The following is a 22,931-nucleotide window of genomic DNA, read 5'->3' as shown; positions in this document are numbered from 1 at the left end:
AACCTCATTGGTCACCACCAAATAAGTCTTACATCTACACAGCGCTACCTTTGCTCTCAAGTTGCATCACTCGAAGCAAGAGCCCAACACCCCTGGCCATATTATCGACACTGGCAGCGGCCAGTGCCGCCAACTCATCGACCAACAACACATTTAGATTTTCACTCCCCACCACAATCGTCACGCTGTCCGCCGGCAATGGCGAAATATCCAACGTGAACTTCTGCAGCACCCGAGCCGCCGCCGCTTTATACGTCAGCAACTTTCCTGCAACGGAATACACCGCCAACAACGTGCCACTGGCGAGATAAAAACCGAACTCGCCAATCTCATACTCAGCCTCGCCATCAAACAGCGCGGCCATCCTGAGTTGTCGGTCGCCCAAGTCCTCGTAGTCCACAATGGCGACCCGTTGACGCTCGTCACGCAGGGCAACTTCGGTGCCGTCGGGGTTGTAGCGGCCAGTACCGGCGCCAATGTGGGTGATCTCGCCTTTCAAGCCCTGGTTCTTTGCCTGCAGCACTTCATCCAATCCCTTGGAGGTGAAGCGCACCAGGCGTGTAATTTCATCTGTCATGGCTGCGCCCTGAGGTCGTAGTCGTTAATGGTGTAGTGCCGGGCAACCCCGGCACTGTTAAGCCGGGCCGCCAGCCCGAGTTCAGGCAGTACGCCGCACAGCTCCAACTCGCCATCGCTGAGCGGTGTGTGCGCCACGCTGCTACAAGCAAGTACCCCGTGAAGCTTCACCTCGGGTAATGCCCCGGGCTGGCTCTCATCGCCGATGCTCAATCCTGGATCAGCGGTTGCAGCGACACGTAAACCCTGGGAGGTCTCGTGCACGATGGTGATGGTGGCCAGGTCCCGCTCGCTCTTGGCCGCGTTGATGCGGCGGATCAAACGGTTGTGATCGCCACTGGACCAACTGCGACCGATGATTGCCTGCACGTCAAAGGTGTAAGGCAGACCGGTTGGCCGCTGTTGATACCAGGCGCTGATGTTCGGTGTGAAACCCAGTGACTCAACCGCGTAGCTCAGCGCCTTGGGCGTACCGGCCTGACGTTGGATCTGCCAGGACAAGGCCACGGTGAGGCGCTTCTCCGACTCGCTGGCAGCGGCATCCCATTCACTGACGCCGCGATCAGCGGCCAGGTAGGGAAGGAATTCAACCGGGGTTTGCAGCGGGTTCATCAAGGCGGGAAAAGGTGGTGTGACCCGGTCGAGCAACTGCCCGAACCCCAGGTCCAGTGCCTTCTCCAACGGCGAACTGTTGGCGGGCAGCAAGCTGCCTTTTGGTTCGTTCATAGGGTGCGCACCTCCACCTCGACACCCGTGCAATACGGGGCCTGGAATGCCGTGGTGACGATCGGCTCCAGCGGCTCAAGAATTTGCAGTTGCGCAGCGCCCGCCGAGTGGATGGCGTAGTCGATCCAGCTCGGGTCCACCCGCCCTTCCAGGCGATGGCAAGACTCTGCATAGTCTTGCAGCAGTTTCTGGGCGGCGACTTGAGTGAGCCCGGAGTCCGGGCCGGCGTTGATCTTTGCCACCACGCGGATTTTGTAACGCAGGATTTGTGCGCCCTGCACCGAGACGAGATCCGTTTCCGGTCGTACATCAGGCCGGGCGAAATGCCGGCGTACACCCTCGAGTAGATCCGCAGAGGGTGTGCCATCCCCGTCTCGGGACAGGACGGTGACCATCACTTCGCCAGGCGCGGTGCGACGGCCGTTGCCATCCTTGACCCGCGCCGCGTAGCCGTCCGGGTCGAAGGTATAAGTGACCGTCACCACACCCGGCGTAGCACTTTGCACTTTCACCGATGGACGCTCACCGAGGGTGAAAACCTCCCGGCGATACTGCATCCGCGAGCCTGCTGCGGGTGCGTGTGGCGCCAGGTAATAACGCAGGCGGGCGTCGTCGTCGCTCTCCAACGTCGGCGGCACGGGCGGGAAAGCCGCCGGGTCACCAGGGTCGAGCACTTGACGCTCCAGGCCCATGTCGGCAAGGCGTGCGTCAAGGTTACTGCCGGTGGCCCACCACGCCAGCATCTGCTTGATGCGGGCGTTGTATTTACGCTCGTGGGTTTGCAGGCGAACGCAAAAAGCTTCCAGCGCCAACGTCAGCAGCTCGCTTTCGTTCTCCAGGCTGACCTTCAGCTTGGCGGCATTTTCCGGCGCACGAGTCGCGACGTAATCAACGACAAATGCCTTGAATTCTGCCAACAGTGGCTCGAATTCATCGACGGCAATGATCGCTGGCTCAGCCAACTGGTTCTGACCGGGTATCAGCATGCTCATGTCACCACCTCGAAGGTTTGTTTGCGGTTTTTCCAGGTGCCGGCGAAGCGCAGCAACAGGCCCGCGCCCTGGCGATTGGCGACGATGACTTGCGGTTCGAAATCGGCGATGCCGTTCTGCGGGTTGTAGAACGCCTGGGCGGCATGGCTCTGGGCGAGAATCAGCAGGTCATCGCCGAGGTTTTGCCCGAGCAGTTGCGGGATCATCGAGCCGTACAGCGGGCGCTTCTGGCGAGTGCCCAAGGGAGTGGTCAGCGCTCGGGTGGCGCGCTGGACGAATTGCAGCCAGTCATCGACGGCCGCCCCGGTGTTCCGATCGATTCCGATCATGGGATGTCCTTATCAGGGGCTGATGACTCGGCCTTGGTGGTCCACCACCGGGCCGCTGAAGTGCGCGCCGCCGGCATCCAGCAACAGACGGGTACCACCGACTTGCAGCGTGATGCTCTGGGCATTCATCGTCAGGCTGGCGGCGCCGACCTTGACGTCGACCTGCTCGCGGGAACCGGTGAACGTGGTCGGGCCGTTGATCCAGTTGAAGGTATGGCTGGCGTCGTCGTAGTCGCTTTGGGTGCCGTCTTGATGGCGGCGCCGGGTCAGTGACGGAACGCTGGAGACCGGCGGAAAACGGTCGCTGTTCAAGCCGAACAAGGCCACCGATTGCGCCCCGCCCTCCCCGCCGCCGTAGTTGAGCAGCAAGCATTGCTCGCCCACGGACGGGATGCGGGTTTCCGTCTGCGCACCGGCGCTGGGGTTGAAAAAGCGAATGGCCGGGGTGAGCAGTTCGCCGTGGCTGACCTTGCAGGTATTGCTGGCGGCGTCGACCTCCTGGCACACGCCGATGCGGCAGAAACTTTCAGCGCGTCGATACAGGTCTTCGAGCTGGTTTTCCATTTCCGCCAGTCGCTCGACAATCGGCCCCAGTTGCATGCGTAACAGCGCGTCGAACATGGGCTACTCCGCCAGCGGCTTGTATTGGTCGGGGTCGTCGATGTTCGAGACTTCCCAGGTGCAGGCGAACAGTGGTTTGCCTGTGGGATCGTTGAGCAGCGGCGGTCCGATATAGAGGGTTTGGGTGAAGCTGACGGTCCAGGTGTCGTAGTCCGTTTCTGCGGTGGTGCCTATTGAGGGCGCAGCGACGATATTGCTCGGCAAGTCGCACTGCTCCTGCGGCAGGTTCCAGCGGTTATCCAGCACCAGGTCCATCAGTTGGCTGGCCAGGTCGCAGGCATCAAAGGGCAAGGCACCTGGGGCAACCATAGCCTTGAGTGAAATCCCCAGGGCGTGGGCCTTGCGCCCTTCGCGGGAGCGAATGCCCGGGCCATTGCCTTCGACCGTGATCAACACACCGGTGTTATCCGTTGTGCCCTGGAAGTCCTGATGATTGCCGACCTTCAGATTCGGAAAGGCAACGCGCAACGCCTCGTTGATGGCCTGGGGCAGTTGGGAGGGTTTTTCGATGAGTGTCATTTAAGTCGCGTCCTTGCAACGGTTACTGCGGGTCCCGGCCGGGGCCTTCGTTGACGCCGATGCGCTTGGCTGCCCAGCGTTCATAAAGGCCGATGGCCACGTCGGCACCGGCCATGGCAGTCAGGCAACCAATGGCGCCGGCCGTCCAGATCGACATGCCGGCGGCGTAGCACAGCATCAGGGCTGACACCCCGCACACCATGCAGGCCCCGGAACGCAGGGCCAGGCGCCGCACCAGCGACCAACCGCGGGCGCCCTCCTTGTCGGCGCGCCACATTTCTCCGGAGACACCGCCGATCAGAGCCAGTGCGATCACTAACCAGATAGGCATTTCCGCTAACGCTTGCTGCTCGTTTGTCATGTCACGCCTCCTGGCTGAGCATTACCGGCGCAGTGCCGGGTTTTGGGTAATTCCATTTATAGGTAGGCATTCCAAAAAGCCCGGTTGCCCGGGCTTTTCAGTAATGCTGTCCTCGAACTTTCGGCGCTACTGGCGCGGTACGGTTCTTTCCTCAATGTTTTTCCGACCACGATCCCTGTCTGCCGGATAACTGCTTCTGGTGCTTTACGCTGCACACCCGGGCCAGTTGCCAACCCTCTGAACCGTTAAGGCCGGTTCATCGCTGCCTGTTCTTGAAGCGGTTTGAAACTAAAGAGCGTCGGCATCCTTGCCGGTGTTGCCTGGCATCCGTGCCATCGCTTCGATGGCGTCCTTGCCGGTGTTGCGTAACGTCCTTGTCTTCCTTGGCAGCATCCTTGCCGCCTCCACCAGGCCTTCTTGGCTGGCTTGAGATGAAGAATATGCATGTATGCATATACAGTCAATGCACAAATGCATTTATTTTTGCAGTGCATATGCATGGATGCATTCGCAGCCTTATGGGCAAAGGGTTTGGTGGTTTTGCACGGACGAAAAAAAGCCCGCGCATTGGCGGGCTTTGTCTTACGAAGAGGGGTTAGCGGGCGTACATGCCCCACCAGAAGACGTGACCGAGGATGCTGATCTGCTCATCCTGGATATCCTGGAAGCTGTAGTCCTCATCCGGGTGTTCATCGCGGTTGAAGCTGCGCAGGCGAATCCCCGAAGGCAGGCGGTAGAGCTGTTTCACCCGCAGTTGGCCATTGTGGTTGATGGCATACAGGTCGCCGTCGACGATGTCACCAATCCCGCACTTGCCGGCGTTGACGCCGACGGTCGCGCCGTCACGCAGCACCGGCAACATACTGTTGCCACGCACCGTGACGCACTTGGCCTGGTCGAACTGCACACCGTTATGCCGCAGGCTGCGCTTGCCGAATCGCAGGCTGGCCTTCTCGCTTTCCTCGATGACGAATCTTCCTGATCCAGCAGCCAATTCAACCTCGCGCAGAAAGGGGATCGACACCTCGTCATCATTAACGGGCGTGTCGTCGTCCCACAGGCTTATGTCCTTGAGTTCCGAATGCATCGGGTCACGCTCGTCCAACCGCGCCGGCACCAGCCCTGCGCGCCCGCGCAACTGATCGGTGCTGACCTGAAAGTAATCGGCAATGCGTGAGATGTGCTTGTCCGACGGATCGACGATCTTGCCGCTGAGGATCCGGGACAACGTGGATTGAGGCACGCCGGTACGCCGGTGAAGCTCCGTGGGGGAGATCCGGTCGCGGTCCAGCAGCTCTCTTAAGACGATAGAAACGTTGCGTTTTTGCATAACGCGGATAGTGCAGGCAGTTTTGATGCTTGGCAAATGCTAATTTGCATATTTAATGCATTGATTGCAGATTTTTACCTAACCATTTGTGGTCTGCCTCGCATGCTAACCTGCGCCTATCGGAAAAATGCTGGGTTTGTTGATGACGCACTTTGCAGATCCAATCAGAAAAGTCATGACGCACTCAGAGCAGGAAGTCTCAGACGAAGCGCTGCGCTTTGCTCGCTCAAACAAGAAAATGATTGCCAGGCGTCTGACCGACAAAGCTATCTATCCTCCGGAAGAGGCGCCTGTATCGGTCTACATGGCCGGCTCACCGGGTGCAGGAAAAACCGAGGCATCAATCGCGCTCGTGAATCTTTTTGCCGACACCCCGATCCTTCGAATTGACCCCGATGAGCTTCGTAGCGAATTTGTTGCCTATACCGGCGGTAACTCCTGGTTATTCCAGAAAGGGGTTTCTATTTTGGTGGAGAAGATTCTGGATTTTGCGATGGACCAACAGCAGTCGTTCCTCCTTGACGGAACATTTTCAAACATTGATGTTGCTAGGCGGAATGTGGATCGTTCCTTAAGAAAAGGCAGGTTCGTACAGATTCTGTACGTCTACCAGGATCCGATGCTCGCTTGGGACTTCGTCAAAGCTCGCGAAGAAGCAGAAGGAAGAAGGATTCGTAAAGAGCATTTCATCGACCAGTACTTTGCCGCACGTGACGTCGTCAACGCACTTAAGCTAGAGTACGGCGGCGATATCCACGTGGATTTGCTGCTCAAGCACATTGACAACTCGGGACGATTGTACAAAGCCGGTGTCGAAAAAATTGACTACCATATTCCTGAGCGACACACGCGGGCCGATCTTGAGGCCAGACTCGGGCAACCATCAGGAGCGTAATGATGATTTCGATCAAGCTGGGCTTGACCAAAGGTGCAAAAAGCCCCTTTGCCGACTTTATTCGTAACGCTAAATCTGATCAAAAAAAGCGCGTATACAGCGAAGTGCTGACCGAAGCGACCAAACAGCAGAACCTTGTATTGATGGCAGCTGAGGCAAAACGAGCCTGACATCTACTAAGGCACTGCAATAAAGAACCCGACCCAGCGTCGGGTTTTTTTATTGATCAACCGAACCCGATCTGCCTTGGTTTCTATCGTAAACCATAGGACAAACACATCGTTTATAAGGCTCGTAGCGAGAATTCAACATCATATAGCCGCCCACAATGCATAAAAAATCAATGTACCATTAGCCTATTTACCCTTGCCAAAAATCGACAGGAAGAGCTGAACCCCGCGTATGACCGACCTTTCCAGCCACACCCCGATGATGCAGCAGTACTGGCGCCTGAAAAACCAGCACCCTGATCAGTTGATGTTCTACCGCATGGGCGACTTCTACGAGATCTTCTATGAAGACGCGAAGAAGGCCGCCAAGTTGCTGGATATCACCCTGACCGCGCGCGGGCAGTCGGCCGGGCAGGCGATTCCGATGTGCGGGATTCCTTATCATTCGTTGGAAGGTTACCTGGTCAAGCTGGTGAAGCTGGGCGAGTCGGTGGTGATCTGTGAGCAGATCGGCGACCCGGCCACCAGCAAAGGCCCGGTGGAACGCCAGGTGGTGCGCATCATTACGCCGGGTACAGTGAGTGATGAGGCGCTGCTGGATGAGCGTCGCGACAACCTGATCGCGGCGGTGCTGGGGGATGAGCGGTTGTTCGGCCTGGCGGTGCTGGACATCACCAGTGGCAATTTCACGGTGTTGGAAATCAAGGGCTGGGAAAACCTGCTGGCGGAACTGGAGCGCGTCAACCCGGTGGAGTTGATGATTCCGGATGACTGGCCAAAGGATCTGCCGGCGGAACGTCGTCGTGGGACCAAGCGTCGCGCGCCGTGGGATTTCGAGCGTGATTCAGCGCTGAAAAGCCTGTGCCAGCAATTCTCCGTGCAAGACCTCAAGGGCTTCGGTTGCGAGACTCTGACCCTGGCCATCGGCGCTGCCGGTTGCCTGCTGAGCTATGCCAAGGAAACCCAGCGCACCGCCCTGCCGCATTTGCGCAGCCTGCGTCATGAACGTCTGGACGACACCGTGGTGCTCGATGGCGCCAGCCGTCGCAACCTGGAACTGGACACCAACCTGGCGGGCGGTCGCGACAACACCCTGCAATCGGTGGTCGACCGTTGCCAGACCGCCATGGGCAGCCGCTTGCTGACCCGCTGGTTGAACCGTCCGCTGCGGGATTTGACCGTGCTGCAAGCCCGTCAAACCTCTATTACGTGCCTGCTGGATCAATACCGCTTTGAAAAGCTGCAACCGCAGCTCAAGGAAATCGGGGATATCGAGCGGATCCTGGCGCGGATCGGCCTGCGCAACGCGCGGCCACGCGACCTGGCACGCCTGCGGGATGCCCTCGGCGCCCTGCCGCAACTGCAAGCGGCGATGACTGAACTGGAAGCACCGCACCTCCAGCAGCTTGCCGTCACCACCAGCACCTACCCGGAACTGGCGGCGCTGCTGGAAAAAGCCATCATCGACAACCCGCCCGCGATCATCCGTGACGGTGGCGTGTTGAAGACCGGTTACGACACCGAGCTGGACGAACTGCAATCCCTGAGCGAGAACGCCGGGCAGTTCCTGATCGACCTGGAAGCCCGCGAAAAAGCCCGCACGGGCCTCGCCAACCTGAAAGTCGGCTACAACCGCGTGCACGGCTACTTCATCGAATTGCCAAGCAAGCAGGCCGAGCAGGCGCCGATCGATTACCAGCGGCGCCAGACCCTCAAGGGCGCCGAGCGCTTTATCACCCCGGAACTTAAAGAGTTCGAAGACAAGGCGCTGTCGGCCAAAAGCCGCGCCCTGGCTCGGGAGAAGATGCTCTACGAGGCCTTGCTCGAAAGCTTGATCGACAAGCTGGCGCCGTTGCAGGATACAGCCGCCGCCCTGGCCGAACTGGATGTACTGAGCAACCTGGCCGAGCGTGCCCTGAACCTTGACCTGAACTGCCCGCGTTTTGTCAGCGAGCCGTGCATGCGCATCGTGCAAGGGCGCCACCCGGTGGTGGAGCAGGTTCTGACCACGCCGTTCGTCGCCAACGATCTGTCGCTGGACGACGACACCCGCATGCTGGTGATCACCGGTCCGAACATGGGCGGTAAATCCACCTACATGCGTCAGACCGCATTGATCGTACTGCTGGCCCATATCGGCAGCTTCGTGCCGGCGGCCAGTTGCGAACTGTCCCTGGTGGACCGCATCTTCACCCGGATCGGCTCCAGCGATGACCTGGCCGGTGGCCGTTCGACCTTTATGGTGGAAATGAGCGAAACCGCCAACATCCTGCACAACGCTACCGAACGCAGCCTGGTGCTGATGGACGAAGTGGGCCGCGGCACCAGCACCTTCGACGGCCTGTCCCTGGCCTGGGCGGCGGCCGAGCGATTGGCACACCTGCGGGCGTATACGCTGTTCGCGACGCACTATTTCGAGCTGACCGTGCTGCCGGAAAACGAGCCGCTGGTAGCCAACGTGCACCTCAATGCCACCGAGCACAACGAGCGCATCGTGTTTCTGCACCACGTGTTGCCCGGGCCGGCGAGCCAGAGTTACGGCCTGGCCGTGGCGCAGCTGGCGGGCGTGCCAAGTGAGGTGATCACTCGCGCCCGCGAACACCTTAGCCGCCTGGAAGAAACCGCCCTGCCCCACGAGATTCCCGTGGCCAGCCCGGCCAAAGCCAGCAACAAACCCAGCGCGCCACACCAGAGCGACATGTTCGCCAGCCTGCCTCATCCGGTGCTGGATGAGTTGGCTAAGCTTGACGTGGACGACTTGACCCCGCGAAAAGCGCTCGAAATGTTATATGCACTGAAGACTCGGATATAACGCAGACGCGTGCAAGCTGGTAGACTCTCGCGCGGTTTGGGATGCTGCGGGCTTTTAGCCTGGCCTGCAGACTATCGCTCCCGAACCTCGCGAGCCCTGCCACAAGGGGTTTCGCTGCCGCCGCCTGAGGAGAAAATTAGAAATGACCTTCGTCGTCACCGACAACTGCATCAAGTGCAAGTACACCGACTGCGTAGAAGTGTGTCCGGTGGACTGCTTCTACGAAGGCCCGAACTTCCTGGTCATCCACCCGGACGAGTGCATTGACTGCGCCCTGTGTGAGCCAGAATGCCCGGCCGTCGCAATTTTCTCCGAGGACGAAGTCCCGGCAGAAATGCAGGAATTTATTCAGTTGAACGTTGAGCTGGCGGAAATCTGGCCGAATATCACTGAGCGCAAAGACCCGATGCCGGATGCGGCGGAGTGGGATGGCAAGAAAGGCAAGATTGCAGACCTCGAGCGCTGATAGCGTCGATGCCCTCTAAAAGGCCCCTTGCGGGCCTTTTTGCATTTTCTGCGGGGTGGTTTTCACTTTTCTACAGGCAAAAAAAAGGGGCGGTATGACCCGCCCACATTTTTTCCCTAGTCCCTGTGTTCCTTTTCATCATCCTGATGAATCGCATCCTGCGAGGTTCCCTGAGTCATCGTTCCGTGATGACTGTGTCAATCCGTGGACACAGGGCTGATCTTAGAGAGTTCCCGGGGAAGTTCAACGGGATCCAAATCGCAGAGCTACAAGTTTGCGCGCTCGTTCAATAAAAAATAATTGTTATATTTCAAAGAGATAGAAATATAGGCAATCAATTCAAGACGTCTGCACCGACGAAAAAACCCAAACACTTACGAAAAAGTAAGTGAATGCTTACACCAGCAATTACGTAAAAGGGTAACAGGCGGACCCTGGGTATTCGCCAGGCAAGAAAAAGCCCCGACACCGTCGAGGCTTCTTTCCTGTCAAGTGGATCAGTCGTCGCTGACAGTGATGGTCGGCATCGCCTGGGCCTCAGCTTCCTGAAGTACGATCCGCGCGCCTACGTGGCGGGCCAGCTCCTGGTAAACCATGGCAATCTGACCATCGGGCTCGGCAACCACCGTCGGCTTGCCACCGTCAGCCTGCTCTCGAATCCCCATCGACAGCGGCAACGACGCCAGCAGTTCAACCCCGTACTGGGTCGCCAGCTTCTCGCCGCCGCCTTCACCGAACAGATGCTCGGCGTGGCCGCAGTTGGAGCAGATGTGCACCGCCATGTTTTCCACAACGCCCAGTACCGGAATGTTGACCTTGCGGAACATCTCCACGCCCTTGCGGGCATCCAGCAGCGCCAGGTCCTGCGGCGTGGTGACGATCACCGCGCCGGCCACCGGCACTTTCTGCGCCAGGGTCAGCTGGATATCACCGGTGCCTGGTGGCATGTCGATCACCAGGTAGTCCAGATTGCCCCAATCGGTCTGGGTGACCAGTTGCAGCAATGCACCGGAAACCATCGGGCCGCGCCAGACCATCGGCGTGTTGTCGTCGGTCAGGAAGGCCATGGACATCACTTCCACGCCATGGGATTCAATCGGCACGAACCATTTCTGGTCCTTGATCCTCGGCCGGGTGCCTTCAGCGATACCGAACATCACGCCCTGGCTTGGGCCATAGATGTCAGCATCGAGAATCCCGACGCGCGCGCCTTCGCGGGCCAGGGCCAGGGCCAGGTTGGCGGCGGTGGTGGATTTGCCCACGCCGCCCTTGCCGGAGGCCACGGCCACCACGTTCTTGACGTTGGCCAGGCCCGGGATCTGCGCCTGGGCCTTGTGCGCGGCGATCACGCACTGGATGTCGACCTTGGCCGAGCTGACGCCGTCCAGGCCTTCGATGGCCATTTGCAGCATCTGCGCCCAGCCGCTCTTGAACAGCCCGGCGGCATAGCCCAGTTCAAGCTGGACCGAAACCTTGTCACCCTGCACGTCGATGGCGCGTACGCACCCGGCGCTGACAGGGTCCTGGTTCAGGTAGGGGTCGGTGTATTGGCGAAGAACGGCTTCCACCGCTGCGCGATTGACGGCGCTCATGGGCTACTCCCGAAAAAAGACTGACTAAAACAGGCGGCTATCCTAACCGTTCCAGCGCCTTAGCGGCACGCTTTCGGCCGTCGGGAAAATCCTGAAACAGCCGCACGGGGTGAAATAAATTTCCCGGCGCTTTATAGTGGCCGACCTCCGTTTCATCAAGTAGCCGAGCCCCATGTCCGAGCCACGCAAGATCCTCGTCACCAGCGCCCTGCCCTATGCCAATGGTTCTATCCACCTTGGCCATATGCTTGAGTACATCCAGACCGATATGTGGGTGCGCTTCCAGAAGCATCGCGGCAATCAATGCATTTATGTCTGCGCGGACGACGCCCACGGTTCGGCCATCATGTTGCGCGCCGAGAAGGAAGGCATCACCCCGGAACAACTGATCGCCAACGTCCAGGCTGAACACAGCGCCGACTTTGCCGAGTTCCTGGTGGATTTCGACAACTTCCACTCGACCCACTCCGAAGAAAACCGCGAGCTGTCGAGCCAGATCTACCTGCGCCTGAAGGATGCCGGGCACATTGCCACGCGTTCGATCACCCAGTATTTCGACCCGGAAAAGAAAATGTTCCTGGCCGACCGCTTCATCAAGGGCACCTGCCCGAAATGCGGCACTGAGGACCAGTACGGCGACAACTGCGAAAAATGCGGCGCCACCTACGCGCCTACCGACCTGAAGGATCCGAAGTCGGCCATCTCCGGCGCCACCCCGGTGCTCAAGGATTCCCAGCACTTCTTCTTCAAGCTCCCGGATTTCCAGCAAATGCTGCAAACCTGGACCCGCAGCGGCACCCTGCAGGACGCCGTGGCGAACAAGATCGCCGAATGGCTGGACGCCGGCCTGCAGCAGTGGGACATCTCCCGCGATGCGCCGTACTTCGGTTTTGAAATTCCGGGCGAACCAGGCAAGTACTTCTATGTATGGCTGGACGCGCCGATTGGCTACATGGCCAGCTTCAAGAACCTGTGCGACCGTACGCCGGAGCTGGACTTCGACGCGTTCTGGGCCAAGGACTCCACTGCCGAGCTGTATCACTTCATCGGCAAGGACATCGTCAACTTCCACGCGCTGTTCTGGCCGGCGATGCTCGAAGGTTCGGGCTACCGCAAGCCTACCGGCATCGCGGTTCACGGCTACTTGACGGTGAATGGCCAGAAGATGTCCAAGTCCCGTGGCACCTTTATCAAGGCGCGCACCTACCTGGACCATCTGTCGCCGGAATACCTGCGCTACTACTACGCGTCCAAACTGGGCCGTGGCGTCGACGACCTGGACCTGAACCTGGAAGACTTCGTACAGAAGGTCAACTCGGACCTGGTGGGCAAGGTCGTCAACATCGCCAGCCGTTGCGCCGGTTTTATCCACAAGGGCAACGCCGGTGTGCTGGTGGCGGAAAACGCCGCGCCGGAGCTGACCGACGCGTTCCTGGCCGCTGCCCCGAGCATCGCCGACGCCTATGAAGCCCGCGACTTTGCCCGCGCCATGCGCGAGATCATGGGCCTGGCCGACCGTGCCAACGCCTGGATCGCCGACAAGGCGCCGTGGTCGCTGAACAAACAGGAAGGCAAGCAAGCTGAAGTCCAGGCCATCTGTGCCACGGGCGTCAACCTGTTCCGCCAGCTGGTGATCTTCCTCAAGCCGGTACTGCCACTGCTGGCGGCCGACGCCGAGGCGTTCCTCAACGTGCCGCCACTGACCTGGAACGACCACGCGACCTTGCTCAGCAACCATCATTTGAATGAGTTCAAGCCCCTGATGACCCGTATCGATCCGGTAAAAGTCCAGGCCATGACCGACGCTTCGAAAGAAGACCTCGAGGCCAGCAAGACCGACACTGGCGATGCGGCACCTGCCGGCAATGGCGAGCTGGCGAAAGATCCGCTGTCGCCAGAAATCGACTTCGACGCCTTCGCTGCGGTGGACCTGCGGGTGGCTCTGATCATCAAGGCCGAAGCCGTGGAAGGCGCTGACAAGCTGCTGCGCCTGACCCTGGACATCGGTGACGAGCAACGCAACGTGTTCTCCGGGATCAAGAGCGCCTATCCGGATCCGTCCAAGCTCGATGGTCGCCTGACCATGATGATCGCCAACCTCAAGCCACGGAAAATGAAGTTCGGTATCTCCGAAGGCATGGTGATGGCGGCCGGCCCTGGCGGTGAAGAGATCTACCTGTTGAGCCCGGACAGCGGCGCCAAGCCGGGTCAGCGCATCAAGTAACATCGGCTGACTGCCCCATGGTCTCGGCCATGGGGCGGTTTCAGCTAGTACCCCCTCCTCGCTTGCCGGATAATCGGATTCTGTTGCTGTCGGCCCGTTGTTGGCTGTGGCTTTTCCGGGTTCCAACGCAATGATCAAACCATGAGCCTGATTCAACGTATCGACGCCCTGCTGCCGCAAACCCAATGTGGCAAATGTGGGCATCCTGGCTGCAAGCCCTACGCAGAAGGCATTGCCCAGGGCGAGGCGATCAACAAGTGCCCACCGGGCGGCCAGGAAACCATTGCCGGCCTGGCGCAACTGCTGAAGCTCCCGGTGCTGGAACTGGACACGTCCCGAGGCGAGGCGCCCGCGCAGATCGCGTTTATCCGTGAAGCGGAGTGCATCGGCTGTACCAAGTGCATTCAGGCCTGCCCGGTGGACGCTATCGTCGGTGCTGCCAAATTGATGCATACGGTGATTATCGACGAGTGCACGGGCTGCGACCTGTGTGTGGCACCTTGCCCGGTTGATTGCATCGAAATGCGTCCGTTGACCACCGTGGTGCCGATTGTCGGCGGGCTGGCCTCCAGTGATCATGAGCGCCAGGCACGCAGCCTCAAGCGCGACCGGGCCCGGCGGCGGTTTGAGCAGCGCAACGCGCGGCTGCAACGCGAGGAGGAGCAGAAGCTCGCCGAACGCCTGGCACGCACCAAGCGTGCTGCCCCGGTGGCTGCGGCGACGGAGAACCCGGTCCAGGCCGCCATTGAGCGGGTTCGTGCACAAAAAGCCGCCGCGATGGACGCCGCCTTGAAGAAGGCCAAGATCAACCTGGCCATGAGCCGTGCCCAATTGCACAAATCGTTGAAAGCCTTTGGTCACCCACCGACCTTTGAACAGCAGTCGCAGTTGATCATCCTGCAACAACACTTCGAAACAGCAGAGCAGGCGCTTGCGGCACTGGTAGCGGCCCATGCTCGCACTTGAAGTCCATGATCAACAGTCGCACGTGATGAAGCGTGTACTGCGGGTGACCGCCGCGTTTATCCTGCTCGGGTTGTTGGGCCCGTTTTTCGTAACCACACTGACTGTCCGCAAGGAACCGCTCGCCCCATGAACGCCGCAAAACGCCTGGAAATTTTCCGCCGGCTTCACGAAGACAACCCGGAACCAAAAACCGAACTGGCCTATTCCTCGCCGTTCGAGTTACTGATCGCCGTGATTCTCTCGGCCCAGTCCACAGACGTTGGTGTCAACAAGGCCACTGCCAAGTTGTACCCCGTGGCCAATACTCCCGAGGCAATCTACGCGCTTGGCGTTGAAGGGTTGTCCGAATACATCAAGACCATCGGCCTGTACAACAGCAAGGCGAAGAATGTCATCGAAACCTGTCGACTGCTGGTGGAGTTGCACGGCAGCGAAGTGCCGCAGACGCGGGAAGCCCTGGAAGCGCTTCCAGGCGTAGGCCGCAAAACCGCCAACGTGGTACTCAACACGGCATTTCGCCAATTGACCATGGCGGTGGACACGCACATCTTTCGGGTGAGTAACCGTACCGGGATTGCCCGCGGAAGGAACGTGGTGGAGGTGGAAAAGCAATTGATGAAGTTTGTGCCCAAGCCCTATCTGCTGGATTCACATCACTGGCTGATCCTTCACGGACGCTATGTCTGCCAGGCCCGCAAGCCGCGCTGTGGCAGTTGCCGCATCGAAGACCTGTGTGAATACAAGGAAAAGACTTCCGACGATTGAGCCATCATTGCTTTTATTGATGAATCGATTGAAAAAATCTTTTTTACCAGACTCAAGATTATCGTTATAAGGAGCGCCAACGGCAGTCTTAGCCTGGAGTTAACCTTATGAGCACTGGCAAAGAACAACTGGATGTAGAAGACGACGTTGTTGGCGCTGAATCCGACGATGAGGCAGCAGAAACACCGGTAGAGGTAGCCAAGACCAATTTGAGCAAACGCCGCACCATCGACAACCTTCTGGAAGAGCGGCGCCTGCAAAAACAGTTGGCCGATTACGACTTCGATCTCTAATCGACCCAACGAAAAACAGAAGCCTCCCTTACGGAGGCTTTTTTCTGACTGCCTATAAGTGTGTGGCCGGCCTACACCAACCCGTTGCGCTGGGCCAGTTCGATCAAGTCCACCAGGGAGCGTGCGTTGAGCTTGAGGAGCAAGCGCGTCTTGTAGGTGCTCACGGTTTTGTTGCTCAGGAACATGCCATCAGCGATCTCCTTGTTGGTTTTACCGCGGGCCAGTTGCTGCAGCACCATCATCTCCCGGCCGGACAAGCGCTCGACCATGTCCGCTTCGCTGGCATTACCCATTGTGGAACGCACCGAATTCAGCGCCTGGTTGGGGAAGTAGCTGTACCCGCACAGCACCGCCTTGACCGCGCTCAATAGCTCGGTGAGGTCCTGCTGCTTGCACACATAGCCCGCAGCGCCCGCCTGCATGCACCGCATGGAGAAATGCCCGGGCGCCTGGGACGTCAGCACCAGCACTTTGAAGGGGTGGGCCTGTTTGGTAGATGACAGCCGGCATATAACTTCCAGGCCATCGAGTTTGGGAATTCCAATATCCAGTATGACTATGTCCGGCATATGCTCCCGTGCAAGTTGCAAGGCATCGACACCGTTATCGGTCTCGGCAACGACCTCATAACTATGACGTTCCATTAGCATACGCACAGCAAGACGAATGACGGGATGATCATCCACGATCAGCACTTTATTCATGGGCAAGTCCAATTTCGCTGTTCGAATTATTAAGAGCAAGCACAATAGCCTAGTCGTTTCCCGCTTGGCATAGCGCTCCCCCCCAAGCAACAGCAAGCAGAGACCCAACCCACAAAGACATAGGATTTAACCTACAAAAAAACGCCAGTGCGGAGGTGTCCAGTTTTGTTGAGGCTTTCAGAACTTTCCGAGTACCAACATATTTTGAGTGAAAATTCCCCGGATTAGGGGGCGCGGGGTAAACGTGCCGCACACAAGTTTCAGGAAATGCCCCTTGTGCCTTATCAGAAGACCTGTGAATCCGGGCTGAAAGGCACTTTTTAAAAGTTCCATTCGACATAATTAATAACACTCCATAAATCCTACAGGCATGTCAGCATCTGACATGTTCGCGGTACATTTCTGAGTGAAATTTCTGTAGTACATAGTTCCTGCACACAAGAAAAAAACCCACTTTCAACAATGCACCACTTATCGAGCGAAATTAATAAACATTGCCCCCCGTATAAACATAAACACTCCACACCACCGCCTTAAGCACACGGTTTTTTTGAACTGAACAATAAACACTGCATCGCCCCTATGGACTCCAGGTGTATTTTCAGCCAAAAAAAATGGCCCCTAACGGGACCATTTTTCATTGCCACTTAAAACACTCAGAACAACTTGCGACCTTTGTTGGCCGCAATGCGCATGCGCAACGCGTTCAGCTTGATGAAGCCTGCCGCGTCTGCCTGGTTGTACGCGCCGCCATCTTCTTCGAAGGTGGCGATATTGGCGTCGAACAGCGACTCATCAGACTTGCGACCGGTCACGATCACGTTGCCCTTGTACAGTTTCAGGCGCACGACGCCGTTCACGTGGACCTGGGAAGCGTCGATCATCTGTTGCAGCATCAGACGCTCCGGGCTCCACCAGTAGCCGGTGTAGATCAGGCTGGCGTACTTGGGCATCAGCTCGTCTTTGAGGTGGGCCACTTCACGGTCCAGGGTGATGGACTCGATGGCGCGGTGAGCGCGCAGCATGATGGTGCCGCCCGGGGTTTCGTAGCAACCACGGGACTTCATGCCGACGTAACGGTTCTCGACGATGTCGAGGCGGCCGATACCGTGTTCGCCACCGATACGGTTCAGGGTCGCCAAGACGGTGGCCGGTGTCATTTCGACGCCGTCCAGCGCGACGATGTCGCCGTTGCGGTAGGTCAGTTCCAGGTACTGGGCCTTGTCAGGAGCGTTCTCCGGGGAGACGGTCCACTTCCACATGTCTTCTTCGTGCTCGGTCCAGGTGTCTTCCAGCACGCCGCCTTCATAGGAGATGTGCAGCAAGTTGGCGTCCATCGAGTACGGGGACTTCTTCTTGCCGTGACGCTCGATCGGGATGGCGTGCTTTTCAGCGTAGTCCATCAGCTTTTCACGGGACAGCAGGTCCCACTCACGCCACGGAGCAATGACTTTTACGCCTGGCTTCAAGGCATAGGCGCCCAGTTCGAAACGCACTTGGTCGTTGCCCTTGCCGGTGGCGCCATGGGAAATGGCGTCAGCGCCGGTTTCGTTGGCGATTTCGATCAGGCGCTTGGCGATCAGCGGACGTGCGATGGAAGTACCCAGCAGGTACTCGCCTTCGTAGACAGTGTTGGCGCGAAACATCGGGAAAACGAAATCGCGGACGAACTCTTCGCGCAGGTCGTCAATGTAGATCTCTTTCACGCCCATGGCTTGCGCCTTGGCACGTGCAGGTTCGACCTCTTCGCCCTGACCCAGGTCAGCGGTGAAGGTCACCACTTCACAGTTATAAGTATCCTGCAGCCACTTGAGGATCACCGAAGTGTCCAGGCCGCCGGAATACGCGAGAACGACCTTGTTTACGTCGGCCATGCCATCACTCCACGGGGTTGTACGGAAAGGCGTCGATTCTACCGACCAAAACCGTGAATTTACAGAGGCGCGACAGCAAATGAAGATAAAGCGACAGATTATGTCGAGCGGGCGACGAAACGCAGCACCTTATGAGGTGGCAGCGGCGTTGCCTGGCGCTTTGGCTTGGGGCGCCGGTTTTTCGGGGGCTGCCACCCGTTCGAGCTGAATATTCACCCGACGGTTTTTCGCCCGGTTGGCCGGGTTGGTGTTCGGCGCCAACGGGTAGCTTTCACCATGGAAACGCAGGGTAATCTGCGATTCATCGATGCCATTGGCCTTGAAGTAGTCCATCACCGCCAATGCTCGACGCCGCGATACATCGCGGTTGGTCAGGCGATTGCCGCTGTTGTCGGAGTGGCCGTCCAACTCGATGTGGTTAACCGTCGGGTCGGCTTTCATGAACTCGATAATCACCGAGAGCTTTTTCTTGGCCGCCGCATCCAGTTCGATGCCACCGCCTGGAAAACCCACTTCGGTCTGTTTGACCTGCTCGAAATTCATCGGCAGCAGCTTGGTGGTGCACAGCTGATAGTCGTTGTACGCCTTGTTGAATTTCACCGGCAACAGGCGAATCTCGGAATATCCGCCATCGCGTCCATAGTGCCGCACCGTCGGGGTACGACCTTCGAGCAAGCCGGTGAACAAGCGCCCGGCCTGGGCCTGGGAGCTGTTAAACAGTACATCACCATTACCGACGCGCACCGCGCCGAGGTTGATATCACCACGCCCCGGCTGCCACGGCGCAGCGGCCGCCAGCAGGGTTGCGGAACCGGCGCCAAACGAACCGTTAAAGGCTTTCAGACGAAACGTCGCCTGCTCGCCGGCCCGGCGCACGAACTCGCCCGAGCCGAAATCGGTGATCGGCTGGCTCAAGCGGCACTCGAATTTATCGCCCTCCACTTTCCACTCAATATTCTCCAGACGTGTCTGGAACGTGAGGGCCATCGCGGGCAGGCTGGCAAACACACTGAGCAGGGCTAGATAATGCTGGCGCACGGGAGGCTCCACTGGTTTCTACAACACATCAAGGCGTCATACATCGTTAAGGCATACCCAGGGATATCGGTCGTATCCTGCAAAACTTGATAGCGAGTGCCTGCAAGAGTCTTTTCCGGTAGCATTCCCACCAGATTGACCCGCCTGGAATCCCCAATGTCCGACCGCCTGACCCTGCTGCGTCCCGACGACTGGCATATTCATCTTCGCGATGGTGCTGCGTTGCCCCAAACCGTGGCCGATGTAGCGCGCACGTTTGGCCGCGCCATCATCATGCCTAACCTGGTACCTCCGGTGCGTAACGCCGCGGAAGCCGATGCCTATCGCCAGCGCATTCTTGCTGCCCGACCGGCCGGCAGCCGCTTCGAACCGTTGATGGTGCTGTACCTGACCGACCGCACCCAGCCCGAAGAAATTCGCCAGGCCAAAGCCAGCGGTTTCGTGCACGCCGCCAAACTGTACCCGGCCGGAGCGACCACCAACTCCGATTCCGGCGTCACCAGTATCGACAAGATCCTGCCGGCCATCGAAGCCATGGCGGAAGTGGGCATGCCGTTGCTGATCCACGGTGAAGTCACCCGTGGCGATGTCGATGTATTCGATCGTGAAAAGATCTTCATCGACGAGCACATGCGTCGTGTGGTCGAGTTGTTCCCGACCCTGAAGGTCGTGTTCGAACACATCACCACCGCCGACGCCGTGCAGTTCGTCACCGAGGCTTCGGCCAACGTCGGCGCGACCATCACCGCCCATCACCTGTTGTACAACCGCAACCACATGCTGGTGGGCGGGATTCGGCCGCACTTCTATTGCCTGCCGATTCTCAAGCGCAATACACACCAGGTGGCGCTGCTTGATGCCGCCACCAGTGGCAGCGAGAAATTTTTCCTCGGTACCGACTCTGCCCCCCACGCCCAACACGCCAAGGAAGCCGCGTGTGGTTGTGCCGGCTGCTACACCGCGTATGCGGCGATCGAGTTGTATGCCGAAGCGTTCGAACAACGCAACGCCCTGGACAAGCTTGAAGGGTTCGCCAGCCTCAACGGCCCGCGTTTCTACGGCCTGCCGGCGAATACCGACCGCATTACCCTGGTCCGTGAAGACTGGACCGCCCCCACCAGCCTGCCGTTTGGCGAGCTGACCGTTATCCCGCTGCGCGCCGGTGAAACACTGCGCTGGCGCCTGCTGGAGGAACACCCGTGAGTGAAGACCATTACGACGACGACCAGGAACACGGCGGCGGTGGTGGCGGTTCCCGTCACCCGATGGCCGAGCGTTTCCGTGGCTACCTGCCGGTTGTCATCGACGTAGAAACCGGCGGTTTCAATTGCGCCACTGACGCATTGCTGGAAATCGCCGCTACGACTATCGGCATGGACGAACAGGGTTTTGTGTTCCCGGAACACACCCACTTCTTCCGCGTCGAGCCGTTCGAAGGCGCCAACATCGAAGCGGCCGCCCTGGAGTTCACCGGGATCAAGCTCGATCACCCGCTGCGCATGGCAGTCAGTGAAGAAGCAGCGTTGACCGACATCTTCCGTGGTGTGCGCAAGGCCTTGAAGGCCAATGGCTGCAAGCGCGCGATCCTGGTGGGTCACAACAGCAGCTTCGACCTGGGCTTCCTCAACGCCGCTGTGACGCGCCTGGACATGAAGCGTAACCCGTTTCACCCGTTCTCCAGCTTCGACACTGCGACCCTTGCCGGCTTGGCCTATGGCCAGACCGTGCTGGCAAAAGCCTGCCAGGCCGCCGGTATCGACTTCGACGGTCGTGAGGCCCACTCGGCTCGCTACGACACCGAGAAGACGGCCGAGCTGTTCTGCGGCATCGTCAACCGCTGGAAACAAATGGGCGGCTGGGAAGACTTCGGCGACTGAAGCTGAATCCCGCGCATAAAAAAACCGGCCTTCTCAGGCCGGTTTTTTTGTCCCGCGAATCTGGCTTACAGCTTGCCAGCGTTCTCGGTCAGGTAAGCCGCAACGCCTTCTGGCGAAGCGTTCATGCCTTTGTCGCCTTTTTTCCAGTTGGCAGGGCAAACTTCACCGTGCTCTTCGTGGAATTGCAGAGCGTCGACCAGGCGGATCAGCTCTTCCATGTTACGGCCCAGCGGCAGGTCGTTGATGATCTGCGAGCGCACAACGCCCTTGTCGTCGATCAGGAACGCGCCACGGAAAGCCACGCCGCCTTCGGACTCAACGTCGTAGGCCTTGGCGATGTCGTGCTTCATGTCGGCAGCCATGGTGTATTTGACTTTACCGATGCCGCCATCATTGATGGCGGTGTTGCGCCAGGCGTTGTGGGTGAAATGGGAGTCGATGGAAACGGCTACCACTTCAACGTTACGGGCCTTGAAATCGTCCATGCGGTGATCCAGAGCGATCAGCTCCGATGGGCAGACGAAGGTGAAGTCCAGCGGGTAGAAGAACACCAGGCCGTATTTGCCTTTGATGGCTTCAGACAGTTTGAAGCTGTCTACGATTTCGCCATTGCCGAGGACGGCGGGTACGTCGAAATCCGGGGCTTGTTTGCCGACGAGTACGCTCATTGGGTATCTCCTGATGGTGGTGACTTGAAGTAAAAGGATCCCTTCCAGTGTGCCGTGGGTAAACGACAGCCCTGTGACGGGATCACGCTTCGTGAAGACCGACCATCATACACGGCTCGGGAAAAAACCGTTCGTCAGTGGGTCATCAATCTGTTTCAAACACCCATGAAACTACTTTGACAATCATTCTCGTTAACATTAAGATCCATCGCACTTAAGCCTTACCCGCGATGGTTCTCCCTTATGTATGTCTGCCTCTGCACTGGCGTCACCGACGGACAAATCCGCGAAGCAATCTACGAAGGTTGCTGCAGCTACAAGGAAGTACGTGAAACCACCGGCGTTGCCAGCCAATGCGGCAAATGCGCCTGCCTCGCCAAGCAAGTGGTACGGGAAACCCTGACGCAGCTGCAAACTGCCCAGGCTGCGATCCCCTACTCAGCAGAATTTACACACGCTTAATTGGCGTATTTTAAAGAACCGGACTTAGTGTCCGGTTTTTTTATGCCCGAAATTCAAACAGTTAGCGCCAAGACGCGGAACACAAACATTCTTATTCCGATTAATTTTCATTTATTATTCAATAACTTAGGTTTGACAGTAGTAAATGCGCAGCTCAAACTCCGCCTTATATACAGCTAATACAGGGCAGGACCCCAATCATGAAAGGCGACATCACAGTCATCCAGCAACTCAACAAAATCCTTGCCAATGAACTGGTCGCGATCAATCAGTACTTCCTGCATGCACGCATGTATGACGATTGGGGCCTGGAAAAGCTCGGCAAGCGTGAATACAAAGAATCCATCAAGGCCATGAAGGACGCCGACGCGCTGATCAAGCGCATCCTGTTCCTGGAAGGCCTGCCGAACGTGCAGGACCTGGGCAAGCTGAGCATCGGCGAGCATACCCAGGAAATGATCAACTGCGACCTGAACTTCGAGCGCAAGAGCCATACCGACCTCAAGGCCGCCATTGCGCATTGCGAAACCAAGAGCGACTTCGGCAGCCGTGAACTGCTGGAAGATATCCTTGAAGACCAGGAAGAACACATCGACTGGCTGGAAACCCAGATCGGCCTGATCGACAAAGTGACTATCGAGAATTATCTGCAATCGCAGATGGGTGAATAA

The 22,931-nt window shown here is 58.3% G+C and carries 25 protein-coding genes and 1 pseudogene; 13 read left to right on the top strand and 13 right to left on the bottom strand.

From position 1 onward, the window contains the following. Positions 1 to 34: 34 nt before the first annotated feature. From ACUN0G_RS19405 to ACUN0G_RS19370, 8 genes are all read right to left on the bottom strand, one after another. Positions 35 to 577 carry a hypothetical protein gene (locus tag ACUN0G_RS19405; protein WP_445574059.1) on the bottom strand — a complete coding sequence of 181 codons (543 nt, stop codon included), beginning with the start codon at positions 575 to 577 and terminating at the stop codon, positions 35 to 37. Then, positions 574 to 1,302 carry a phage tail protein I gene (locus ACUN0G_RS19400; RefSeq protein WP_445574058.1) on the bottom strand — a complete coding sequence of 243 codons (729 nt, stop codon included), beginning with the start codon at positions 1,300 to 1,302 and terminating at the stop codon, positions 574 to 576. The genes ACUN0G_RS19405 and ACUN0G_RS19400 overlap by 4 nt, the downstream gene beginning before the upstream one ends. Further along, positions 1,299 to 2,294 carry a baseplate J/gp47 family protein gene (locus ACUN0G_RS19395; protein WP_445574057.1) on the bottom strand — a complete coding sequence of 332 codons (996 nt, stop codon included), beginning with the start codon at positions 2,292 to 2,294 and terminating at the stop codon, positions 1,299 to 1,301. Before ACUN0G_RS19395 ends, ACUN0G_RS19400 begins: the two co-directional genes overlap by 4 nt. Continuing rightward, on the bottom strand, positions 2,291 to 2,623 hold the full coding sequence (locus ACUN0G_RS19390) for a phage baseplate protein (protein ID WP_010170122.1): 333 nt from the start codon (positions 2,621 to 2,623) through the stop codon (positions 2,291 to 2,293). Before ACUN0G_RS19390 ends, ACUN0G_RS19395 begins: the two co-directional genes overlap by 4 nt. A 12-nt stretch (positions 2,624 to 2,635) precedes the next feature. Next, a complete protein-coding gene (locus ACUN0G_RS19385; RefSeq protein WP_445574056.1) occupies positions 2,636 to 3,244 on the bottom strand; it encodes a phage baseplate assembly protein V in 609 nt (202 codons plus the stop codon). Between the two features lie 3 nt (positions 3,245 to 3,247). Next, positions 3,248 to 3,763, bottom strand: a complete 516-nt coding sequence (locus ACUN0G_RS19380; RefSeq protein ID WP_421552221.1) for a hypothetical protein — start codon at positions 3,761 to 3,763, stop codon at positions 3,248 to 3,250. 22 nt (positions 3,764 to 3,785) lie between these two features. After that, positions 3,786 to 4,124, bottom strand: coding sequence for a phage holin family protein (locus tag ACUN0G_RS19375; RefSeq protein ID WP_017480135.1), 339 nt, complete (start codon positions 4,122 to 4,124; stop codon positions 3,786 to 3,788). A 595-nt stretch (positions 4,125 to 4,719) separates the two neighbouring features. Next, the gene (locus ACUN0G_RS19370; RefSeq protein WP_445574055.1) at positions 4,720 to 5,454 is read right to left on the bottom strand and encodes a LexA family transcriptional regulator; all 735 of its coding nucleotides are present in this window, start codon (positions 5,452 to 5,454) and stop codon (positions 4,720 to 4,722) included. A gap of 142 nt (positions 5,455 to 5,596) precedes the next feature. Between ACUN0G_RS19370 and ACUN0G_RS19365 the strand changes: the two genes are divergently transcribed. From ACUN0G_RS19365 to fdxA, 4 genes are all read left to right on the top strand, one after another. After that, positions 5,597 to 6,349, top strand: coding sequence for a zeta toxin family protein (locus tag ACUN0G_RS19365; protein WP_445574054.1), 753 nt, complete (start codon positions 5,597 to 5,599; stop codon positions 6,347 to 6,349). Next, positions 6,349 to 6,519: a hypothetical protein gene (locus tag ACUN0G_RS19360; RefSeq protein ID WP_003208685.1), complete on the top strand. Its 171-nt coding sequence runs from the start codon at positions 6,349 to 6,351 to the stop codon at positions 6,517 to 6,519. The genes ACUN0G_RS19365 and ACUN0G_RS19360 overlap by 1 nt, the downstream gene beginning before the upstream one ends. 232 nt (positions 6,520 to 6,751) lie before the next feature. Next, a complete protein-coding gene (gene mutS, locus ACUN0G_RS19355) occupies positions 6,752 to 9,331 on the top strand; it encodes a DNA mismatch repair protein MutS (RefSeq protein WP_258347634.1) in 2,580 nt (859 codons plus the stop codon). A 142-nt stretch (positions 9,332 to 9,473) separates the two neighbouring features. Further along, positions 9,474 to 9,797 (top strand): ferredoxin FdxA, encoded by a 324-nt coding sequence (gene fdxA / locus ACUN0G_RS19350; RefSeq protein WP_003208688.1) that lies wholly within the window; start codon positions 9,474 to 9,476, stop codon positions 9,795 to 9,797. A 497-nt stretch (positions 9,798 to 10,294) separates the two neighbouring features. On the opposite strand, the gene apbC is transcribed toward fdxA, so the two are convergent. After that, positions 10,295 to 11,389 (bottom strand): iron-sulfur cluster carrier protein ApbC, encoded by a 1,095-nt coding sequence (gene apbC, locus ACUN0G_RS19345; RefSeq protein WP_445574053.1) that lies wholly within the window; start codon positions 11,387 to 11,389, stop codon positions 10,295 to 10,297. A gap of 172 nt (positions 11,390 to 11,561) precedes the next feature. Between apbC and metG the strand changes: the two genes are divergently transcribed. The 5 genes and pseudogenes from metG to ACUN0G_RS19320 all read left to right on the top strand — a co-directional run bounded on the left by metG (position 11,562) and on the right by ACUN0G_RS19320 (position 15,637). Then, entirely contained in the window at positions 11,562 to 13,613 is a 2,052-nt protein-coding gene (gene metG, locus ACUN0G_RS19340; RefSeq protein WP_445574052.1) for a methionine--tRNA ligase, read from the top strand. 69 nt (positions 13,614 to 13,682) lie between these two features. Then, positions 13,683 to 14,561 (top strand): annotated as a pseudogene (rsxB, locus tag ACUN0G_RS19335) (electron transport complex subunit RsxB); the annotation flags it as partial. 4 nt (positions 14,562 to 14,565) lie between these two features. Further along, positions 14,566 to 14,709, top strand: a complete 144-nt coding sequence (locus ACUN0G_RS19330; RefSeq protein WP_445574051.1) for a hypothetical protein — start codon at positions 14,566 to 14,568, stop codon at positions 14,707 to 14,709. Next, positions 14,706 to 15,344, top strand: a complete 639-nt coding sequence (gene nth, locus ACUN0G_RS19325; protein WP_445574050.1) for an endonuclease III — start codon at positions 14,706 to 14,708, stop codon at positions 15,342 to 15,344. Before ACUN0G_RS19330 ends, nth begins: the two co-directional genes overlap by 4 nt. Before the next feature lie 107 nt (positions 15,345 to 15,451). Next, positions 15,452 to 15,637, top strand: a complete 186-nt coding sequence (locus ACUN0G_RS19320) for a PA3496 family putative envelope integrity protein (RefSeq protein WP_017480127.1) — start codon at positions 15,452 to 15,454, stop codon at positions 15,635 to 15,637. A 71-nt stretch (positions 15,638 to 15,708) separates the two neighbouring features. On the opposite strand, the gene ACUN0G_RS19315 is transcribed toward ACUN0G_RS19320, so the two are convergent. From ACUN0G_RS19315 to ACUN0G_RS19305, 3 genes are all read right to left on the bottom strand, one after another. Further along, positions 15,709 to 16,341 (bottom strand): response regulator transcription factor, encoded by a 633-nt coding sequence (locus ACUN0G_RS19315; RefSeq protein WP_003208698.1) that lies wholly within the window; start codon positions 16,339 to 16,341, stop codon positions 15,709 to 15,711. 656 nt (positions 16,342 to 16,997) lie between these two features. Further along, on the bottom strand, positions 16,998 to 18,215 hold the full coding sequence (locus ACUN0G_RS19310; RefSeq protein WP_003208700.1) for an argininosuccinate synthase: 1,218 nt from the start codon (positions 18,213 to 18,215) through the stop codon (positions 16,998 to 17,000). A 129-nt stretch (positions 18,216 to 18,344) separates the two neighbouring features. Then, positions 18,345 to 19,253, bottom strand: coding sequence for a flagellar protein MotY (locus ACUN0G_RS19305; RefSeq protein ID WP_445574049.1), 909 nt, complete (start codon positions 19,251 to 19,253; stop codon positions 18,345 to 18,347). Positions 19,254 to 19,409: 156 nt separating this feature from the next. Between ACUN0G_RS19305 and pyrC the strand changes: the two genes are divergently transcribed. Together pyrC and rnt are read left to right on the top strand one after the other, a co-directional pair. Next, on the top strand, positions 19,410 to 20,456 hold the full coding sequence (pyrC, locus tag ACUN0G_RS19300; RefSeq protein WP_003208703.1) for a dihydroorotase: 1,047 nt from the start codon (positions 19,410 to 19,412) through the stop codon (positions 20,454 to 20,456). Further along, positions 20,453 to 21,130, top strand: coding sequence for a ribonuclease T (gene rnt / locus ACUN0G_RS19295; protein ID WP_076015417.1), 678 nt, complete (start codon positions 20,453 to 20,455; stop codon positions 21,128 to 21,130). The genes pyrC and rnt overlap by 4 nt, the downstream gene beginning before the upstream one ends. 65 nt (positions 21,131 to 21,195) lie before the next feature. On the opposite strand, the gene ACUN0G_RS19290 is transcribed toward rnt, so the two are convergent. Then, complete coding sequence (locus ACUN0G_RS19290; protein ID WP_003172097.1) at positions 21,196 to 21,798, bottom strand: peroxiredoxin; 603 nt, start codon at positions 21,796 to 21,798, stop codon at positions 21,196 to 21,198. Between the two features lie 243 nt (positions 21,799 to 22,041). On the opposite strand from ACUN0G_RS19290, the gene ACUN0G_RS19285 reads away from it, so the two are divergent. Continuing rightward, positions 22,042 to 22,260, top strand: a complete 219-nt coding sequence (locus ACUN0G_RS19285) for a bacterioferritin-associated ferredoxin (RefSeq protein WP_003208706.1) — start codon at positions 22,042 to 22,044, stop codon at positions 22,258 to 22,260. Between the two features lie 200 nt (positions 22,261 to 22,460). After that, on the top strand, positions 22,461 to 22,931 hold the full coding sequence (bfr, locus tag ACUN0G_RS19280; protein WP_258347642.1) for a bacterioferritin: 471 nt from the start codon (positions 22,461 to 22,463) through the stop codon (positions 22,929 to 22,931).

The organism is Pseudomonas sp. 32A, assembly GCF_052682255.1.
The sequence above is the reverse complement of the archived record's forward strand: the minus strand, read 5'-3'. Positions and strand labels throughout refer to the sequence as shown.

What these genes read in the sequence shown, in the direction of transcription:
- ACUN0G_RS19405 (WP_445574059.1), bottom strand. Translation starts at nt 577, where the DNA reads ATGACAGATGAAATTACACGCCTGGTGCGCTTCACCTCCAAGGGATTG.
- ACUN0G_RS19400 (WP_445574058.1), bottom strand. Translation starts at nt 1,302, where the DNA reads ATGAACGAACCAAAAGGCAGCTTGCTGCCCGCCAACAGTTCGCCGTTG.
- ACUN0G_RS19395 (WP_445574057.1), bottom strand. Translation starts at nt 2,294, where the DNA reads ATGAGCATGCTGATACCCGGTCAGAACCAGTTGGCTGAGCCAGCGATC.
- ACUN0G_RS19390 (WP_010170122.1), bottom strand. Translation starts at nt 2,623, where the DNA reads ATGATCGGAATCGATCGGAACACCGGGGCGGCCGTCGATGACTGGCTG.
- ACUN0G_RS19385 (WP_445574056.1), bottom strand. Translation starts at nt 3,244, where the DNA reads ATGTTCGACGCGCTGTTACGCATGCAACTGGGGCCGATTGTCGAGCGA.
- ACUN0G_RS19380 (WP_421552221.1), bottom strand. Translation starts at nt 3,763, where the DNA reads ATGACACTCATCGAAAAACCCTCCCAACTGCCCCAGGCCATCAACGAG.
- ACUN0G_RS19375 (WP_017480135.1), bottom strand. Translation starts at nt 4,124, where the DNA reads ATGACAAACGAGCAGCAAGCGTTAGCGGAAATGCCTATCTGGTTAGTG.
- ACUN0G_RS19370 (WP_445574055.1), bottom strand. Translation starts at nt 5,454, where the DNA reads ATGCAAAAACGCAACGTTTCTATCGTCTTAAGAGAGCTGCTGGACCGC.
- ACUN0G_RS19365 (WP_445574054.1), top strand. Translation starts at nt 5,597, where the DNA reads ATGACGCACTTTGCAGATCCAATCAGAAAAGTCATGACGCACTCAGAG.
- ACUN0G_RS19360 (WP_003208685.1), top strand. Translation starts at nt 6,349, where the DNA reads ATGATGATTTCGATCAAGCTGGGCTTGACCAAAGGTGCAAAAAGCCCC.
- mutS (WP_258347634.1), top strand. Translation starts at nt 6,752, where the DNA reads ATGACCGACCTTTCCAGCCACACCCCGATGATGCAGCAGTACTGGCGC.
- fdxA (WP_003208688.1), top strand. Translation starts at nt 9,474, where the DNA reads ATGACCTTCGTCGTCACCGACAACTGCATCAAGTGCAAGTACACCGAC.
- apbC (WP_445574053.1), bottom strand. Translation starts at nt 11,389, where the DNA reads ATGAGCGCCGTCAATCGCGCAGCGGTGGAAGCCGTTCTTCGCCAATAC.
- metG (WP_445574052.1), top strand. Translation starts at nt 11,562, where the DNA reads ATGTCCGAGCCACGCAAGATCCTCGTCACCAGCGCCCTGCCCTATGCC.
- ACUN0G_RS19330 (WP_445574051.1), top strand. Translation starts at nt 14,566, where the DNA reads ATGCTCGCACTTGAAGTCCATGATCAACAGTCGCACGTGATGAAGCGT.
- nth (WP_445574050.1), top strand. Translation starts at nt 14,706, where the DNA reads ATGAACGCCGCAAAACGCCTGGAAATTTTCCGCCGGCTTCACGAAGAC.
- ACUN0G_RS19320 (WP_017480127.1), top strand. Translation starts at nt 15,452, where the DNA reads ATGAGCACTGGCAAAGAACAACTGGATGTAGAAGACGACGTTGTTGGC.
- ACUN0G_RS19315 (WP_003208698.1), bottom strand. Translation starts at nt 16,341, where the DNA reads ATGAATAAAGTGCTGATCGTGGATGATCATCCCGTCATTCGTCTTGCT.
- ACUN0G_RS19310 (WP_003208700.1), bottom strand. Translation starts at nt 18,215, where the DNA reads ATGGCCGACGTAAACAAGGTCGTTCTCGCGTATTCCGGCGGCCTGGAC.
- pyrC (WP_003208703.1), top strand. Translation starts at nt 19,410, where the DNA reads ATGTCCGACCGCCTGACCCTGCTGCGTCCCGACGACTGGCATATTCAT.
- ACUN0G_RS19290 (WP_003172097.1), bottom strand. Translation starts at nt 21,798, where the DNA reads ATGAGCGTACTCGTCGGCAAACAAGCCCCGGATTTCGACGTACCCGCC.
- ACUN0G_RS19285 (WP_003208706.1), top strand. Translation starts at nt 22,042, where the DNA reads ATGTATGTCTGCCTCTGCACTGGCGTCACCGACGGACAAATCCGCGAA.
- bfr (WP_258347642.1), top strand. Translation starts at nt 22,461, where the DNA reads ATGAAAGGCGACATCACAGTCATCCAGCAACTCAACAAAATCCTTGCC.